Origin of the sequence: Maribacter dokdonensis DSW-8 (assembly GCF_001447995.1) — a bacterium.
Lineage (GTDB): Bacteria > Bacteroidota > Bacteroidia > Flavobacteriales > Flavobacteriaceae > Maribacter > Maribacter dokdonensis.
In genome coordinates, this window is the sequence record NZ_LDPE01000001.1 from 522,517 (window position 1) to 539,683 (window position 17,167).

At 35.2% G+C, this 17,167-nt stretch carries 17 protein-coding genes; 10 read left to right on the forward strand and 7 right to left on the reverse strand.

Going from position 1 to position 17,167, the window contains the following annotated elements; all coding sequences use genetic code 11:
* The first annotated feature begins 13 nt into the window (after positions 1-13).
* Positions 14-421 carry an OsmC family protein gene (locus I600_RS02410; protein WP_058104247.1) on the forward strand — a complete coding sequence of 136 codons (408 nt, stop codon included), beginning with the start codon at positions 14-16 and terminating at the stop codon, positions 419-421.
* A 61-nt stretch (positions 422-482) separates the two neighbouring features.
* Here the strand turns inward: I600_RS02410 and I600_RS02415 are convergent, their stop codons facing one another.
* A complete protein-coding gene (locus I600_RS02415) occupies positions 483-1,487 on the reverse strand; it encodes a sugar kinase (protein WP_058102913.1) in 1,005 nt (334 codons plus the stop codon).
* Between the two features lie 182 nt (positions 1,488-1,669).
* Between I600_RS02415 and I600_RS02420 the strand changes: the two genes are divergently transcribed.
* Both I600_RS02420 and I600_RS02425 read left to right on the forward strand, forming a co-directional pair.
* A complete protein-coding gene (locus I600_RS02420) occupies positions 1,670-2,311 on the forward strand; it encodes a GyrI-like domain-containing protein (protein ID WP_058102914.1) in 642 nt (213 codons plus the stop codon).
* Between the two features lie 119 nt (positions 2,312-2,430).
* Positions 2,431-3,471, forward strand: coding sequence for an alpha/beta hydrolase (locus I600_RS02425; RefSeq protein ID WP_058102915.1), 1,041 nt, complete (start codon positions 2,431-2,433; stop codon positions 3,469-3,471).
* 19 nt (positions 3,472-3,490) lie between these two features.
* On the opposite strand, the gene I600_RS02430 is transcribed toward I600_RS02425, so the two are convergent.
* The gene (locus I600_RS02430) at positions 3,491-4,021 is read right to left on the reverse strand and encodes a hypothetical protein (protein WP_058102916.1); all 531 of its coding nucleotides are present in this window, start codon (positions 4,019-4,021) and stop codon (positions 3,491-3,493) included.
* A gap of 162 nt (positions 4,022-4,183) precedes the next feature.
* Between I600_RS02430 and I600_RS02435 the strand changes: the two genes are divergently transcribed.
* Positions 4,184-5,227, forward strand: a complete 1,044-nt coding sequence (locus I600_RS02435) for a ThuA domain-containing protein (protein WP_058102917.1) — start codon at positions 4,184-4,186, stop codon at positions 5,225-5,227.
* A gap of 11 nt (positions 5,228-5,238) precedes the next feature.
* On the opposite strand, the gene I600_RS02440 is transcribed toward I600_RS02435, so the two are convergent.
* A complete protein-coding gene (locus tag I600_RS02440) occupies positions 5,239-5,706 on the reverse strand; it encodes a hypothetical protein (protein WP_058102918.1) in 468 nt (155 codons plus the stop codon).
* A gap of 136 nt (positions 5,707-5,842) precedes the next feature.
* Here I600_RS02440 and panB point away from each other — a divergent pair, with 136 nt between their 5' ends.
* From panB to I600_RS02455, 3 genes are read left to right on the forward strand one after another with little or no spacing between them, the layout of a single operon-like run.
* Positions 5,843-6,661, forward strand: a complete 819-nt coding sequence (gene panB, locus I600_RS02445) for a 3-methyl-2-oxobutanoate hydroxymethyltransferase (RefSeq protein ID WP_058102919.1) — start codon at positions 5,843-5,845, stop codon at positions 6,659-6,661.
* Positions 6,662-6,679: 18 nt separating this feature from the next.
* On the forward strand, positions 6,680-7,378 hold the full coding sequence (locus I600_RS02450; RefSeq protein WP_058102920.1) for an RluA family pseudouridine synthase: 699 nt from the start codon (positions 6,680-6,682) through the stop codon (positions 7,376-7,378).
* Positions 7,379-7,409: 31 nt separating this feature from the next.
* On the forward strand, positions 7,410-7,943 hold the full coding sequence (locus I600_RS02455; protein WP_244745109.1) for a DUF4252 domain-containing protein: 534 nt from the start codon (positions 7,410-7,412) through the stop codon (positions 7,941-7,943).
* 5 nt (positions 7,944-7,948) lie between these two features.
* On the opposite strand, the gene I600_RS02460 is transcribed toward I600_RS02455, so the two are convergent.
* Together I600_RS02460 and I600_RS02465 are read right to left on the reverse strand one after the other, a co-directional pair.
* Complete coding sequence (locus I600_RS02460) at positions 7,949-8,809, reverse strand: DMT family transporter (RefSeq protein ID WP_058102922.1); 861 nt, start codon at positions 8,807-8,809, stop codon at positions 7,949-7,951.
* Positions 8,810-8,824: 15 nt separating this feature from the next.
* Entirely contained in the window at positions 8,825-10,369 is a 1,545-nt protein-coding gene (locus I600_RS02465) for a hypothetical protein (RefSeq protein WP_058102923.1), read from the reverse strand.
* A 145-nt stretch (positions 10,370-10,514) separates the two neighbouring features.
* Between I600_RS02465 and I600_RS02470 the strand changes: the two genes are divergently transcribed.
* Together I600_RS02470 and leuB are read left to right on the forward strand one after the other, a co-directional pair.
* The gene (locus I600_RS02470; protein WP_074674129.1) at positions 10,515-11,687 is read left to right on the forward strand and encodes a 2-isopropylmalate synthase; all 1,173 of its coding nucleotides are present in this window, start codon (positions 10,515-10,517) and stop codon (positions 11,685-11,687) included.
* A 2-nt stretch (positions 11,688-11,689) separates the two neighbouring features.
* Positions 11,690-12,808 carry a 3-isopropylmalate dehydrogenase gene (leuB, locus tag I600_RS02475; protein WP_058102924.1) on the forward strand — a complete coding sequence of 373 codons (1,119 nt, stop codon included), beginning with the start codon at positions 11,690-11,692 and terminating at the stop codon, positions 12,806-12,808.
* Position 12,809: 1 nt separating this feature from the next.
* Here the strand turns inward: leuB and I600_RS02480 are convergent, their stop codons facing one another.
* On the reverse strand, positions 12,810-14,033 hold the full coding sequence (locus I600_RS02480) for a TlpA family protein disulfide reductase (protein WP_058102925.1): 1,224 nt from the start codon (positions 14,031-14,033) through the stop codon (positions 12,810-12,812).
* 127 nt (positions 14,034-14,160) lie between these two features.
* On the opposite strand from I600_RS02480, the gene pheT reads away from it, so the two are divergent.
* Complete coding sequence (gene pheT / locus I600_RS02485; protein WP_058102926.1) at positions 14,161-16,590, forward strand: phenylalanine--tRNA ligase subunit beta; 2,430 nt, start codon at positions 14,161-14,163, stop codon at positions 16,588-16,590.
* Here pheT and I600_RS02490 read toward each other — a convergent pair whose 3' ends face one another.
* Positions 16,591-17,163: a fasciclin domain-containing protein gene (locus tag I600_RS02490; protein ID WP_058102927.1), complete on the reverse strand. Its 573-nt coding sequence runs from the start codon at positions 17,161-17,163 to the stop codon at positions 16,591-16,593.
* Positions 17,164-17,167: the final 4 nt, after the last annotated feature.

The following is a 17,167-nucleotide window of genomic DNA, read 5'->3' on the forward strand; positions in this document are numbered from 1 at the left end:
AAATTATTTCAAGATGAATTACAGCATACTTGCCACTTCCCAATCAAAGAACGATGCCACCATCCATGTAAAAGAATCCGTTATTGATTTTGGGACAACCGCTAAAACAACAAATACACTCCCTAACCCAGCGGAACTATTTTTGAGTTCCTTTGCTGCCTGTATGCTCAAAAATGTGGAACGTTTTTCTATGATGATGAAATTTGATTACCAGAAAACATCTTTAGAAGTATCTGCGGTAAGACTAGAAAATCCCTCAAGAATGAATGATATTGAGTACTCTTTAACCATTTATAGTGATGATGACGCAATAAACAAATCGCTTTTGAAAAAGAATATTGAGAAGTATGGTACCATTTATAATACCTTAAAACAATCATGTACTATAACCGGCAGCATTAAAATAACCGCGACTAGCTAACGTGTAAACGATAGTATTTTATTTGATAAAACCAATTTAATCAATGTTGGCAAAATAGCATTTACCGAACCAACCTACCCGTTACATTTCCGGCAATAATATTATTCACCTCGCTCACCGTCGCAAAATTAACATCCCCTTCATACGTATGTTTTAAAGCACATGCTGCGCTTGCAAATTCCATAGCCTTATAATCATCATATTGCTGAAGTCCGTAAATTAAGCCTGCAGCAAATGCATCTCCAGTCCCAATACGATCTACAACATGTGTAATATCAATATCTTCAGTTTCCCTAAATTCTTGACCGTTCCACATTCTAGCTCTTATTTTGTGCCATGATGAATTTAAAGAAGTTCTAATTTTATCAAAAACTTTTTCAATACTCGGAAATTCAAGAATCAACTGTTTACTTGCTTTAATGAAATCTTCATTATCATAACCAAAGTTTGTTCCTAAAACTTCATTAATTTCATTTACTCCGCCTATAAAAATGGTTGAGTAATTTAAAAGATTGATCAAAGCTTCTTTAGGATCTTGTCCATATTTCCAAAGTCCACTACGGTAAGTTGGATCTGCAGAAACCGCCATCCCTTTTTCTCTTGCCAGTTTTAAACCGTCTTTTAGCAAGTCATAAGCACCTTTTGACAGCGCAGGTGTTATACCGGTCCAATGCATCCATTCACCATTCTCTAAAGCCGTTTGCCAATTTACCTTAGATGGTTCAATTTCTGAGAATGCCGAATGTGAACGGTTATAAGAGATCATACTAGGTCTAATTACCGCACCTACTTCTAAAAAGTAAACGCCAAGAGGTCTTTTTGATTTTACGATAGCGGAAGTATCAACACCAAATTTTTGAATATAGGTCATTGCCGTATCACCAATAAAATCATCTGAAACGGCACTAATATGCTTTACTTTTCCTCCAAAATTAGAAATGGATATACCAACGTTCAGTTCTGTTCCTCCAAAATAAAATTCCACAATATTAGATTGCACAAATTTCTTATTGCCGCGTGGTGATATTCGCATTAAAACTTCGCCAAATGTTATTATCTGTCCCATAAAATAATTTTAATCCTAAAATAACCAATGATTATCAAAAAACTATAGTTCCAAAAAAATATATCAAAACTAGGCTGAAATGAGACATAACTTCCTGTTTGCATAAACACTGCGGTTACTTTTATAATTCATTTAGATATTTTTAAATGCAACCTTTGTACATATTTATTTACTTTGTTTATATGGCGCACTCCCTTAAACACGAATGGCGAAAAAAAGAAAAGAATATTTACCTTCCCAAAAAGGAACCTGTACTTATTACCATTCCGCAATTTCAATATATCACGATTAAGGGTTCTGGTAACCCTAACAGCAAACTTTTTCAAGAACACATACAAGCTTTATACAGTACGGCTTACACAATTAAAATGAACCTAAAACAAATGGAACTATTACCAAACAATTATATGGATTGGACAGTTTACCCTTTAGAAGGTTTTTGGGACATCTCTGAAAAAGCAAAATTAAATTTCACCGGAGAAATCAATAAAGATGAATTGGTTTTTGAGTTAATGATACGGCAACCCGCTTTCATTACAAGTAATTTCTTTTATGAAATGCTTGAACTTGTAAAGAATAAAAAGCCTCAAAAAGTGCTTGACAAGGTAAAATTCAAGACAATTGATGAAGGTGATTGTATTCAAATGTTGCACATGGGCAGTTTTGACAAGGAAGACGAAACATTTAAAATAATGGAAACATATGCCAAGAATAAAGGGCTTAAGAGAAAATCTAAAATTCACAAAGAAATCTACTTGTCCGATTTCAGGAAAACGCCTGAAAGTAAGCTAAAAACAGTATTACGGTTTACAACCGAACCTTAAATCTCAACAGAAAGTAGTAAATATCAAATTTTTATTAAACTTAAAAATGCACACAACATAATTAAAAAATTGCTCACATCTTTGTATCTTAAAGTATTCATCATCAATCCATCCTTAAAATGCCTGTAAAACCATTTCCACTTAGTGTTATACTTTTATTATTTAATATGGTTGCTGGTCAAACCAAAATATCAGAAGAACAATTTATAACCATTGGTGGTATTGAACAATGGATTACCATTAACGGCAATGACATCACCAATCCAATTATTTTATTTGTACACGGTGGACCGGGTAGTACAATGAGCCATTACAAAGACGAGCCATTTACCAATTGGGAAAAAGAGTTCACCCTTGTACATTGGGACCAACGCGGGGCCGGCAAAACATTTGGAAAAAATGCTCCTGAAGAAGTCAATGAAACATTTTATCAGAACAACCCGCTTTCCATTGCAGAAATGACCGAGGATGGTATTGCGGTCTCTACATACTTACTTGAGCGCTTTAACAAAAATAAAATCATACTAATAGGTACCTCTTGGGGATCAATCCTTGGTACCTTAATGGCTCAAAAGAATCCTAATTTATTTCATGCGTATATTGGCCATGCACAATTTGTCCACTTTTCAGAAAACATTAAAAACGCCTATTCAGAAGTGTACCAAATAGCACAAACAAAAAAAGATGAATCCATAATTTTAAAACTTAAAGATTTAGGACAACCTCCTTATTCAAAAGCCAAAACCTATGGTCAACTATTACGTATAACCAAACAGTATGAAAAAGAAAACGCTGCCCCTGCTCCAACTTCATGGTTCAAAATAGACCCTGCATATGAAAACAACCAAGACAGTAAAGACCGCTACAACGGAGATGATTATTCATTTTTAAACCTTGTTGGCGATGTGGATCTTGGTATAAAATCAATGGTTCAGGACATTAATTTCAACAAAACGGCACAATCTTTTCACCTACCTGTCATCTTAATACAAGGTGAAGGTGATATTCTTTGTTCAAAAAAATTAAATCAATCTTATTTTGAAAAAATCAGGGCTCCAAAAAAAGAATATGTTTTAGTCTCCAATGCAGCCCATGGTTTAAACGAAGCTATTGTTAAAAAACAATATGAAATCTTAAAATCACTTTATATCCAGAAATAACATATTTCCATTGAGCAGCTTATTTGCTCCCCTTATCACCCACAAAATGATCGCTTTTAGCTTTAAACAACACATTAAAGGTTGTTAAACTGCCATAGATACGGGTAATGTATTGTTGAAGATCTATCTTCTCTTGATCATCTAAATTTTTACTGGAATTTATTTTTTGCTCCATAACCCGTATACGATCACGAACCATCACTATTTTATGAAAAAAAGTATTTATAGGTATCTCTTTATTACTTAAACCAGCCTCACCTGGTTCTAATATTAAATTACCACCTTTCCATTTATCGGCTATGGCAACACGCTGGGTAGCGTCGCTCCATTTTTGTAAAATGGAGACCAATGAACTTTCCACGTCAAAAAAACTTACAGTATCCACTTCATTTTCAATTGCCTCGATTACCTCGTAGTCAGAATCTATATCAATAGCTTCTAAACCACTATCCATAAATGTCACCCAATACATACTACTGGATACGTTTGTAATTACACCATTACCAAATTCCGTATGTGATATTCTAGAGCCTATTCCTAATATTTTCATTGTTTTCAACTTTTATGCATCGCTAATTTAAGATCAGTTTTGATGATCAGCAAATAAGAACTTACTTTTTACAACCAATGAAGTCAATATTGATTTTTTGTTATCTAGTCTACTTCATGTACATTTAGTGACAATATTTGTACACAACCTTAATCCATCAACATGAAAAATATAATGGCAATTGCCTTTTTTAGTTTTCTATTTATTTCTTGCGGAGAAAAAAAGAAAGAAATAGCCGAACATATACAGTCACCTAAAAAAATAAAAGCCCTTGTTATTGACGGACAGAACAACCATTACGTGTGGCCAAAAACAACGATGATGATAAAGGACTATTTAGAACAGACCAATTTATTTGCAGTAGATATTGAAAGAATGGACTCTATATGGTTAGGAATAAAATATAATAAAACACGCCCCGAAGCTTATGAATCTTTTATTGAGACCTACCCTTTGAAAGATAAAACATATCAAACTTCTCACAGCCCTATTAAAACATCGGACTTTTCATTCAATTTTGACAATTATGACGTTATCATTTCCAACCTTGGTGCCGATTCTCCTTTATGGCCCGTTAAAACTAGGGTAGCTTTTGAAAGTTATATGAAAAATGGCGGAGGACTTGTGGTTATACATGCTGCAGATAATGCATGGGGAGAATGGGAAGAATATAATAAAATGATCGGATTAGGTGCATGGGGTGGCCGTGATGAAAAATCAGGACCTTACGTATACTATAATGAACAAGGAGAAATTATAAAAGATACCGTAGTTGGTGTTTGCGGTTCTCATGGACCAGAATACGAATTTCAAATTACTACAAGGGCAGCGGAACATCCTATCATGAAAGGTTTACCTGAAAAATGGTTGCACACACCAGATGAAATGTACGAACGTATGAGAGGACCATTTGAAAATGCTACTATACTAGCCACGGCATATGCCGATGTTGAAAAGAATGCTCCACCCTGGGACCCCAATGTTCCCGGCTTAGGACAACACGTACCACAATTAATGGCTATTAATTATGGCAAGGGTCGTGTTTTTCACTCCACACTAGGACACTTTGATTATTCTATGGAATGTACAGGCTTTATAACTACGCTTCAACGAGGATCTGAATGGGCGGCAACGGGAGTAGTAACACAGGAAATCCCTAAAGATTTCCCTTCAGCCGATGCCTCAAATTCTAGACCTTGGAAATAACATATAATTATTTATTCTGAAACCGGATCACAGTCCTCTCTTCTTCTGGAATCTATTAGGTAGATTATTTTCCAGGCATCTTTCTCTTTAAACAACTGAAATGAATTAACACCACAATGACTGAATTCACCTTTGTACCAAAATTCGTACGGAGCCCAAACATGGGCCATGCCGCCATCTATTTGAATTTTGTAGTCTAGTACTTTTTCGTGAAAGGTAATGGAATCAGGCGTGGTAATCATAAAATTAATTATGTCATTAAAGTTATTATCCCGAATACTCATTCTACCCAGCACATTTAAATTTACAGTTTGCATTTTAAGATCGGGGTCAACAACGCCTTTCATGGCAAATTCATTTTTGCCATTAAAAGCATAAAAAAAAGTCTCAACGGCATACTTAACCTTTACCTCTTCGTCTATTTGCGCATTTACTACATTTATCATAAAAAGCATCAATAGCAAAGAGAAATATTTCATTGGGATTCTTTTGAAAAGTTATTTACGGTAAAAATAGGTAAAATATGAATGATGACTTTTCAAATGGATTCTAATTAGCGAGTGCTTAGTCTCATTAAAACTCCTTACTTTTATGGCGCAAAACCAAAATTAAGTTATGTCAACAGCTAAAAAAGAATACAAAAGAGTTACGGTCAAATCTTTAGTGGATATGAAGAAGAACGGAGAAAAAATCTCCATGCTTACAGCATATGACTATTCAATGGCCAAAATTGTAGATGCTGCCAAAGTCGATGTTATTTTGGTTGGTGATTCTGCCAGTAATGTCATGGCGGGTCATGAAACTACTTTACCTATCACTTTAGATCAAATGATTTATCATGCTTCTTCTGTTATTAGGGCTATTGACCGTGCGTTAGTGGTTGTAGATTTACCTTTTGGAAGCTACCAAAGCGACCCTAAAGAAGCTTTGCGATCGGCAATTAGAATTATGAAAGAAAGTGGTGCACATGCTGTAAAGCTTGAGGGTGGTGCAGAAATTAAGGAATCCGTTAAAAGAATACTTGCAGCCGGTATTCCGGTAATGGGCCATTTGGGCCTTACACCACAATCCATCTATAAGTTTGGAACATATACCGTTCGTGCCAAAGAAGAGGAAGAAGCAGAGAAATTAATGGAAGATGCCAAACTACTTCAAAAACTGGGTTGCTTTGGTATAGTTCTAGAAAAAATACCTGCAATGCTCACAAAGCAAGTCTCTGAAAATTTGACCATACCTACCATAGGTATCGGTGGTGGTAAATATGCAGATGGTCAGGTATTGGTTGTTCATGATCTTTTAGGAATGACACATGAATTCAACCCACGTTTTTTACGTAGATATATGAATCTTTATGAAGAAATGGGAAATGCCATCTCCAATTATGTCAGTGATGTAAAAAGTCAAGATTTCCCTAATGATGACGAGCAATACTAATTATTATCATCATATTCTTTGTCAAAAAAAACACATTCTACCGTAGACAATCTTCAAGTACTTTTTGAAGACAATCACCTTATCATCATTAATAAGCGACCTGGTGATATTGTACAGGGCGACAAAACCGGAGACCAACCTCTTAGCGATACCGTTAAGGCATATTTAAAAATTAAATACAATAAACCTGGTAATGTATATTTAGGTGTAGTTCATCGTTTAGATAGACCTACATCTGGTATTGTGGTGTTCGCAAAGACATCAAAAGCGCTACCAAGATTAAATAAGATGTTTGCTGAAAAAGATGCAAAGAAAACATACTGGGCAATTGTTAAAAATAACCCTAAAGAACCGGAAAAAAGGCTGGTTCACTGGATGAAAAGAAATACAAAGCAAAATAAATCTTACGCAAACAATAAAGAGGTTCCCGATAGTAAAAAAGCGATGCTTACCTACAGAACCATAAAAAAGCTTAACCATTACTTTCTTTTGCAGATTGATTTGGAAACAGGTAGACACCACCAAATTAGATCACAATTAAGCGCTATTGGCTCGCCAATTAAGGGCGATTTAAAATATGGTTTCAATAGAAGTAATGATGATGGCAGTATACATTTACACGCCAGAAAATTACGTTTAACACATCCTGTAAAAAAAAAACCTTTAGAGATCATTGCCCCACCACCAAATGACCCTATTTGGAATGCATGTCTTTAATTTCACTATTTTTAAGGAAAACACTATGACCATGATAAAGAAATTATCGATTTTAAGCGTTTTCTTACTAATTACGTCTTGCAGCAGCTATAATTCAATTGATTCATTCTACAACGCGCACAAAAACGATAATCAGGTTACAGCGATTAGAGTACCACAATTTATGCTTACCATGATCAGTGAAATTTCACCAGAAATGAAAGCTATGGTAGGTAACACTAAAGATTTAAGATATATGCAATTCCCTAGTACAACTACTAGTCGCACTCAATTTTTAAATCAGCAGATGAATGGTATTACCGGAAATTCATTCATAGAGATATTTCGTAAGAACGATGAACTTAAACGAAATGTAGTATCTGTTCGTGAAAGAAAAAATTTAGTCAAGGAAATACTGATTTACAATAACAACAACCAAACCGGGTCCTTTTTATATTTCAATGGAGATTTTGATCCTGCAAAGGTTAGGGAAATGGCAAAAAACGAGCAATTCACCAAATTTGGAGATAATATCATTAATCAATTTGGAGCAAGTACACCTGGCATCAACTCCCAGAACAAATAAGTTACTTAAGTAGCTTTTTTTGAACGTATACTTTCTATAACCACAGAACTTAATATTAGTATACCTCCAATAATAGTTGTGCCCCTTGGTATTTCAGAAAGAAAAATTGCTCCTATTATAATCCCGTAAACAGGTTGAATACTACTCAAAATACTTACCGTAGTAATATTAAAATGTTTAAATGTCATTAAAAATAAGGTATGCCCAATAGCTGTAGTCAATATAGCTAAGGCCACAAGCACGTGCCACTGAGCCACAATGGCCTCTGAAGTGACCGTAAATAAAAATGGAAATAATATCACCCCAACTATTGCTGTTTGGTAGGTCATTAACATTGACCCATTATACTTTGAAACTTTCTTTTTTAAAAGAATGTTTCTTAACGCATAGGCCAAAGCAGAAAACACACCAAAGCCTATAGCTATTGTATATGAATCTTCAAAATTTAAAGTTGGACTAAGAAAATACATTCCGGTTAATACCAGAACAGCAAGTAAAATATGTACCAGCTGAAATTTGGTTTTTAAGAGAAATGGTTCTAGCAAAGCCGTAATTACAGGATAAGTGAAAATAGACAGCATGCCAATGGCTACGTTGGATAATTTTAAAGCATAGAAATAGGCAATCCAATGAGTGCCCATTAATAACCCACTTAATAAGATAACCCCTGTATCTTTTTTATATATTTTTAAACCAAACCCCTTCCATTTACAATACAAAAACAATGCAATAAATGCCAAAATTGCCCGTGCACCTATTGCCACTGGCACCGGTAATTGTACATATCTACCCAATGCCCCCGATGTGGAAATAAACAGCATGGCCAAATTGATTTCCAATAAATGCTGAAAATGGTTATTTTTCATTTACTCATCACTTCCCTATCGTGTTCTTGCCAAGGCTTTTTCACGTATAATTTCTGAAACTGACTTATTCTGTAGGTGACTTTCTAACCAAGACAGGATATCTAAATATAAAAATGCTCTTTTCTCATATGGATGATGCTCATATTTTTTAAGCTCCGTATACAATTTCTGAAACTCTGCCCTCAATTGGTTTGGATAAATACCACCAAGACTTCTTAAGAACTTTATCATCTCCTTTTGTACGGCATGCATATCGTTCATTTTTAAAAGAAACTTATATGTACTCTTTAATTGAATTTCCAAATGATAGTCCATACCTGCCTCATAATGGGCAACTAAACTTAAAACTCTAGCAAAGCACATTAAATCTTCGCGCATTTTTAAATTCTTGTTATCAATGATTTTTTTCAAGTATTGAATACACGTTTTATTGTCACCAATTCCAAAATACAGACATGCTATTTTATAATACAGTACCATTACATGATGCACATCTATTCTATCTCTGTGCTTGTTAATTCCGTATTCAATAATTTTTACCAAATACAATCCTTTTTCAAAGTTGCCTTCCAAAAAATGCAAATTCAATTTGTTGGCATTTAAATACATAAACGCTAATGAATTGATATTGTCGTTATCTGGAAAGTTCTTTTCCTTGATGGTAGTTTCTAAACGCTCAAGCACTTCTTTGAATTGAGAACTATATTGTACGTAAAAAAGAGATTCCAGTAAATAATGATTGCCTTTTAAAAAGAATACCGGGTTTAAATAGATCATATCTTTATGATCATAAAAAAGATCTACCCATTTGCTCGCATATTTAAAACAAGATAAGAAGTCTTGCGTTAAAAAACTGTACCATAAGTGGGCCTTGTACAACCATAATTTTTCCCTAAAACCTAAGTCTTCTATGTTATACAGCGGCAAATGGTCGTTAAAATAGGTTTTTACCTTTTGAAAATCCTCATTACTTCTAACGTAGCCAACCTTTAACATCATCCCATAAAGTTGTAATGAAAGGTTAGATAGCTTACTGGTCATAACATTATGCCCAGACAATTCTTTTGCCTGTATTGCAAGTTCATCTGCACGGTCAGGAATACTACGGGTTATATATTGCGTTTCAATGATTTTTTCCAACTCAACTATTTCATAGGCAATATTCTTCTCTTCATTTTCAATAGCTATTGCTTTTACCTTATCCAATATTTTTAGGCTTTGTTTATAAAGACCTTTCTGATATAGAATTGTAGCAAAATCCAATTGTTCCCTTATTTGAACCCTTATATTCTGGTTAACCGGATTTAATCTAAGGCTCACCAAAATCTGTTTATATAGATGAGCTTTTAGGTTAGAAAGCTGAGCTTTTTTAACAATCCCACTTTCTAGTATTGTTTTCTCATCATATTGTTTAATTTTATCCAATAAATTGAACAGAGCTAAAAATTTGGCATCGGTATTCACTCCTAATCTACCCACGTAAAGCTTAAATTGACGCTTCTCAGATTTAGAAAGTGATTTAACCAGAACGAACAAAGCATCTTTATGCGCATTTGTCATCGTAAAAATAATAGTTTAAAGAATTGTAATTCAATGTTTTATATACCTAAAAAACTGACTTAACGTTGTAAACATGTTCACAAAATTAGTATGTTTTGTGTTTTAGGTTATATATTCGTTTGACGAGTAAAACTACGTAAATTATATGAGTAAAGATATCGTACAAATATTTGACACTACTTTAAGAGATGGAGAACAAGTACCTGGCTGCAAACTAGACAGGGAACAAAAATTGGTCATCGCTGAACGCCTAGATATTTTGGGTGTAAATGTGATTGAGGCCGGTTTTCCCGTATCTAGTCCAGGAGATTTCCAATCTGTGGAAGCTATATCCAAACTTGTAAAAAATGCAACTGTTTGTGGCTTAACAAGAGCGGTAAAAAATGACATTGAAGTAGCCGCGGAAGCACTTAAGTATGCCAAAATGCCCAGAATACATACAGGTATAGGCACATCTGATTCTCATATAAAATTCAAGTTCAACTCAAATAGGGACGCTATAATAGAACGTGCAGTGGCTGCGGTCAGTTATGCCAAAACTTTTGTAGAAGATGTTGAATTCTATGCTGAAGATGCCGGTAGAACGGACAATGAGTTTTTAGCACGTGTATGTGAAGCCGTAATAAAGGCAGGAGCCACTGTATTGAATATACCTGATACCACTGGTTATTGTTTGCCCGATGAATACGGAGCAAAAATGAAATACCTTCGTGAAAACGTAAAAGGAATTGAGAAAGCAACACTTTCTTGCCATTGCCACAACGATTTAGGTTTAGCGACCGCCAATTCAATTGCAGGTGTCATCAATGGTGCCAGACAAATAGAATGCACCATAAACGGAATTGGAGAAAGAGCTGGTAATACTTCTTTAGAAGAAGTGGTCATGATTATGCGTCAGCACCCGGATTTAAATTTAGACACCAGTATAAACAGCAAATTGTTATACGACACTAGCTTAATGGTTTCCAATAAAATGGGAATGATGGTTCAACCGAACAAAGCAATTGTTGGAGCCAATGCCTTTGCCCACAGTTCTGGAATTCACCAAGATGGAGTAATTAAAAATAGGGAGACCTATGAAATTATAGACCCTGCAGATGTAGGTGTCACAGAATCTTCAATTGTGTTGACCGCCAGAAGTGGTAGAGCAGCCTTGGCCTATAGAGCAAAAATTGTGGGTTACGAATTAACCAAAACACAACTAGACCAAGTATACCAAGAGTTCTTGAAATATGCCGACGTTAAAAAAGAGGTGAAAGACGATGACATTCATCAAATAATTGAGACCTCAAAAATAGATTTACAAAGTATAAGCTAATTATGCATTTAGATATTGCTGTTTTAGAGGGAGATGGTATTGGACCAGAGGTTGTTGCACAATCTATAAAGTGCCTGCGTTCTGTTGAAGAAACTTTTGGGCATAGTTTTACATTTAAGAACGGTCTAATTGGTGCATCAGCCATTAAGCAGACAGGCAGCCCTTTACCTAAAGAAACTTTAAAACTTTGCAAAAGTACAGATGCTACTCTTTTTGGTGCTTTGGGCCTTCCTGAATTTGATGACAATCCTAAAGCCAAAGTATGGCCAGAACAAGGTCTTTTGAAATTACGGAAAAAATTAGGGCTGTTTGCCAATATTAGACCCGTAAAGGTGTTCCCTTCATTGGTAAGGCAATCACCACTTTCAAAGACACAAGTTCAAAATACCGACCTAATTATTTTCAGGGAATTATCAGGCGGAATCTATTATGGTAACAAATCCAATGATGAGGATAAAAATTCAGCAACGGACACTTGTACCTACACTGAGTCTGAAATCAGTAGGATAGCCCACCTAGCCTTCAAATCTGCCAGGTCTAGAAAGAAGAAGGTAACATTGGTAGACAAGGCTAATGTTCTTGAAACATCTCGTTTATGGAGACGCGTAGTTCGTGCTATTTCAGAAAGTTATCCAGATGTGGAATTGAATTGCCTATTTATTGATAATGCTGCGGTTCAGATGATTTTAAACCCATCACAGTTCGATGTTATTTTGACCGACAATATGTTTGGCGATATACTATCTGACCAAGGAAGCGTTATTGCCGGATCTATTGGGTTACTGCCTTCTGCTTCAGTTGGGCTAGAGCATGCCATGTTTGAACCTATTCATGGATCTTACCCTGATGCAGCCGGTAAAAACATTGCAAATCCAGTAGCCTCTATTTTAAGCGTCGCAATGCTATTGCAACATTTTAAAATGAACGAGGAATCTGATGCAGTAGTAGCAGCGGTCTTAAAATCTTTTTCTAAAAAAATAGTAACACCAGATATATTAGGAAGCTCTAAATATGGGACCAATTATGTTGGTGACTTTATTGCTGATAACATTATGGAATTAGATGGTAGTTTTAATATTAACGATGAAAACATAGGCTTAGGTAAATCTACCATTATTTAAGCTACTCATTATTTAATTGGGTCACCAATTCATTGAACTCCTTTTTAAATTCAATATACTTCTCCCCTGTTGCCGGTCCGTTGAAACCGGTATGAATTTTCCTAATATTACCTTTTTTGTCGATAAAAATGGTTGTGGGATACGACAGCACATGATTAAGCATAGGTAGTTTTTCTTGAGCTTTAAATTTATCGTAAGTACCGTATTGCGCAAGTAAAATTGGGTAACCCACCCCTATTCTATCTTTTAGACGCTGAATGCCTTTAAAGGCTTTATCTTCTGTTTTTGCCGACTCAAAAGCTAGCCCTATGACTTCTATATCTTTATTTTCAGCCATATATTCCACTAGAAACTTTGTTTCATCTAGACAATTTGGGCACCAGGTTCCCATTAATTGCACAATAACGACCTTGTTATGAAATCTATCATCTGACAATGAAACCTTATCGCCATTACTATCCGGAAAGGTAAATGCCAATTTATCATAACCTTCGTTCAAAAATGTAAGTGAATCTGGATCCGGAAGTTCAAAATCATCATTTCTAGTAGCCACAAATGGCTCTTTAAAATGATTTCCAGAATAGAAAACACCATTCATACTAGAGTCCGTAACTTTTGCGGTAAACAGAAAAGCATGGGCACCATCAAATGCAGATAATTTAAGAGAATCGCCATCCATTACACCATCTAAAAACCTATAGTCTCCCGTAGTAGTTCTAAACGTTCCGGTTACCTTATGTCCTTCCTGTAAAAAAATACCTTTACCTACGTATTCTTCTTCCAAATTAGGACTAAAATAAGTTTCCCATATGCCGGTTACGTTCTCCTTACCTTTCTTATTTGCAACCTTAAACCTTTCATTAACACCATGAATTGCCTTAAAAGGAACTATTCTATCTAGACTTTCTTTAATAAATTGCCCCTCAATGGTACTATCTGTAAAAGTGCCCGCCAAATATCCTTCAAAAACCGGTGTATACATAAAAATAGAATCTCCCTTAACTTCCACTTCATCTATTCGTATAACTTCATCGGCATTTATAATATTCATTTCATAATCACCATTTATGTTCTTTTCAACTTTTAAGTTAAAAGGTAACACTTGGTTATCCATTACTTCTAGCTCAACTAACCAATTGCCCTCAGCTAAGTTTTTAACCACCTTTTCTTCTTTACAACCTACTAATACCATGAACACAAAAAGTACTGCAATACTTATTCTCATATTTTATTATTTAAAGAACTTCTAATAAACAATTAAAAAGGCAGAATTAAAAATTAAAATAAAGACTTCATAGCTTATTGAATGTATTAGGGCATTGTTTTATCTTTGCGGCCTATAAATGTTTTGAATGAAAATATCATATAACTGGCTTAAACAGTTCATACAAATAGATTGGGAATCACAAAAAACCGGTGAACTTTTAACGGATTTGGGTTTAGAGGTCGAAGGAATTGAAAAATTTGAATCTGTAAAAGGCGGATTAAAAGGTATTGTTGTAGGACACGTTTTAAGTTGTGAAAAGCATACAAACGCCGATAAACTTAAGGTGACCAAGGTTGACATAGGTCTAGATGCCCCTGTACAAATTGTTTGCGGAGCTAAAAACGTAGCTGCCGGGCAAAAAGTACCTGTAGCTACTATAGGCACTACACTTTATACTTCGGAGGGTGAAGCATGGACCATTAAAAAAGGTAAAATAAGGGGCGAAGAAAGTTTTGGTATGATATGCGCCGAAGACGAACTAGGTCTTGGTGATAGCCATGATGGAATTATGGTTTTAGAAAAGGACCTAAAACCTGGTACACCTTGTGCCGATATCTTTGCTATTGAAGAAGACGAAGTATTCGAAATTGGCTTAACACCTAACCGTGCAGACGCCATGAGCCATTTTGGTGTTGCAAGAGACCTTAAAGCAGGCTTAAAACAAAAAGAAATCACTAAAGAACTGATCACCCCTTCTACTAGTCATTTTAATATTAATGACCGATCATTAAAAATTGATGTAGATGTAGTTAAAACCGAATTAGCTCCTCGTTATTGCGGAATTACGATTAGCAATCTAATCATACAGCCCTCTCCTACTTGGTTACAGAATAGATTAAAAGCCATAGGATTAACTCCTAAAAACAATGTAGTAGATGCTACCAATTACGTACTACACGAGCTTGGGCAACCTTTGCACGCTTTTGATGCAGCTAAAATAAAAGGCAATAAGATCATTGTTCAAACCTTAGCTAAAGGCACTAAGTTTACCACTTTGGACGGAGTTGAAAGAACACTACATGAAGACGATTTAATGATTTGTGACACCGAAAAGCCATTGTGCTTGGCAGGCGTTTTTGGCGGTTTGGGTTCTGGTGTAACTGAAGAAACAACGTCTATTTTCTTAGAGAGCGCCTATTTTAACCCCGTATCTATTAGAAAATCAGCAAAAAGACACGGCCTTAACACTGATGCTTCGTTTAGGTTTGAGCGTGGTATTGACATTGAAAATGTGGAGTACAGCTTAAAACGTGCAGCACTTTTAATCAAAGAAATTGCAGGAGGAGAAATTACCTCTGACATTTATGACCTCTACCCTAAGAAACACCCTAATTTTGAAGTGTTTCTTGCTTTTGAAAAAATCAATAAGTTAATTGGACAAGAAATTCCTCAAGATACCATAAAATCTATCTTGGCTTCTTTGGACATTAAGGTAAAGAACGTAACTGAAGCCGGCATGGGTCTTGAAGTACCTTCTTACAGAGTAGACGTACAAAGACAAGTTGATGTTATTGAAGAAATTTTAAGGGTATATGGTTACAACAACGTTGCATTTAGCCAAAAACTAAACGCCTCTATTGCAACCACTACCGCTGCTGCAGACCATAAAATACAAAGCACCATTGGTAATTCACTGGCATCTAAAGGTTATAATGAAATTTTAACCAATAGCTTGACCAACCCTGAATATACTACATTAATTGAATCTGATGAAGATGAACATAGGTCAATTGAAATCATTAACCCTTTAAGCGGTGACCTATCAATTTTAAGAAGAACATCTTTATTTTCAGCATTGGAAGCTGCTAGCTACAACATAAACCGTAGACGAGCCAGTCTTAAATTATTCGAGTTCGGAAAAACATATTATGCAAAAGGTGATAAAAGAATTGAGCCTAAATACCTTAGCATCTTATTAACCGGGAATACTGCACCGGATAGCTGGACAAGTAAAACAATGGCAACTAATTTTTTCGAATTAAAATCAATTGTCCAATCAGTACTATTAAGATTGGGGTTAGACAATTTAAAAAGTGAACCTACATCTTCCCCTATCTTTTCAGAGGGGCTAACATTTACCTTTAAGAAGAACTCGTTGGTATCATTTGGATTGGTTAAAAAGTCCATATTAAAACATTTTGACATTAAGCAAGATGTATTATTTGCGGACTTTGACTGGGGCACTATTTTAAAGCAAATTAATACCACGCCCGTAAAGTACAAGGAAATCCCTAAACATCCTGAAGTAAAAAGGGATTTTGCCCTTCTACTTGATCAAAAAGCTACATATCGTGAACTGCATGAACTTGCTTTCAGTGCAGAAAGAAAATATTTAAAGGATATGACCTTGTTTGATGTGTACGAAGGAAAAAATTTACCGGAAGGGAAAAAATCCTATGCCGTAAGCTTTACCTTGCAAGATGACAAGAGTACTTTGACCGAAAAGCAAATAGAAAAAATTATGTCAAAGCTACAAAATAGCTACGAACGTAATTTAGGAGCCAGCCTAAGGTAACTACAACATTTTTTCAGGAACAAAAACGGTATCAATCTCATGAATGATGCCGTTTGATTGATTTGAGTCTGCCGTAGTAATCATAGCATGATTACCAAATTTATCGGTTAAGACAATATCAATACCTTGCATTGAAGCCGTAATTTCATCGCCTTGTATGGTCGTAAATTTAGCTATGCCATTTCCTCTACACATTGCTTTAAGTATACTAGATGCCGATAATTTATCTGCAATGATATGATAAGAAAGCATTGCCTTTAAGGTCCTTTTATTTTCCGGATCAAACAATTTATCCAATGTTGATTTTGAAAGTTTTTCAAATGCGAGATTAGAGGGCGCAAAGACAGTAAATTCCCCATTATAATTTAAGACTTTATCCAAATTAACCGCTCTTAATGCATTTAACAAACTAGAATGGTTTTCAAAGCTTTCCGTTCGTTCTAAAATAGATTTTTCCGAAGGTAATTTTGAAATTAAATTATCGAACTTAAATTCAATTGCATTGTCCTGCGCATGCATACTAAACCCAAAAAATAGGGCACACAGGGACACGAGGGATGTCCATTTTTTCATAATA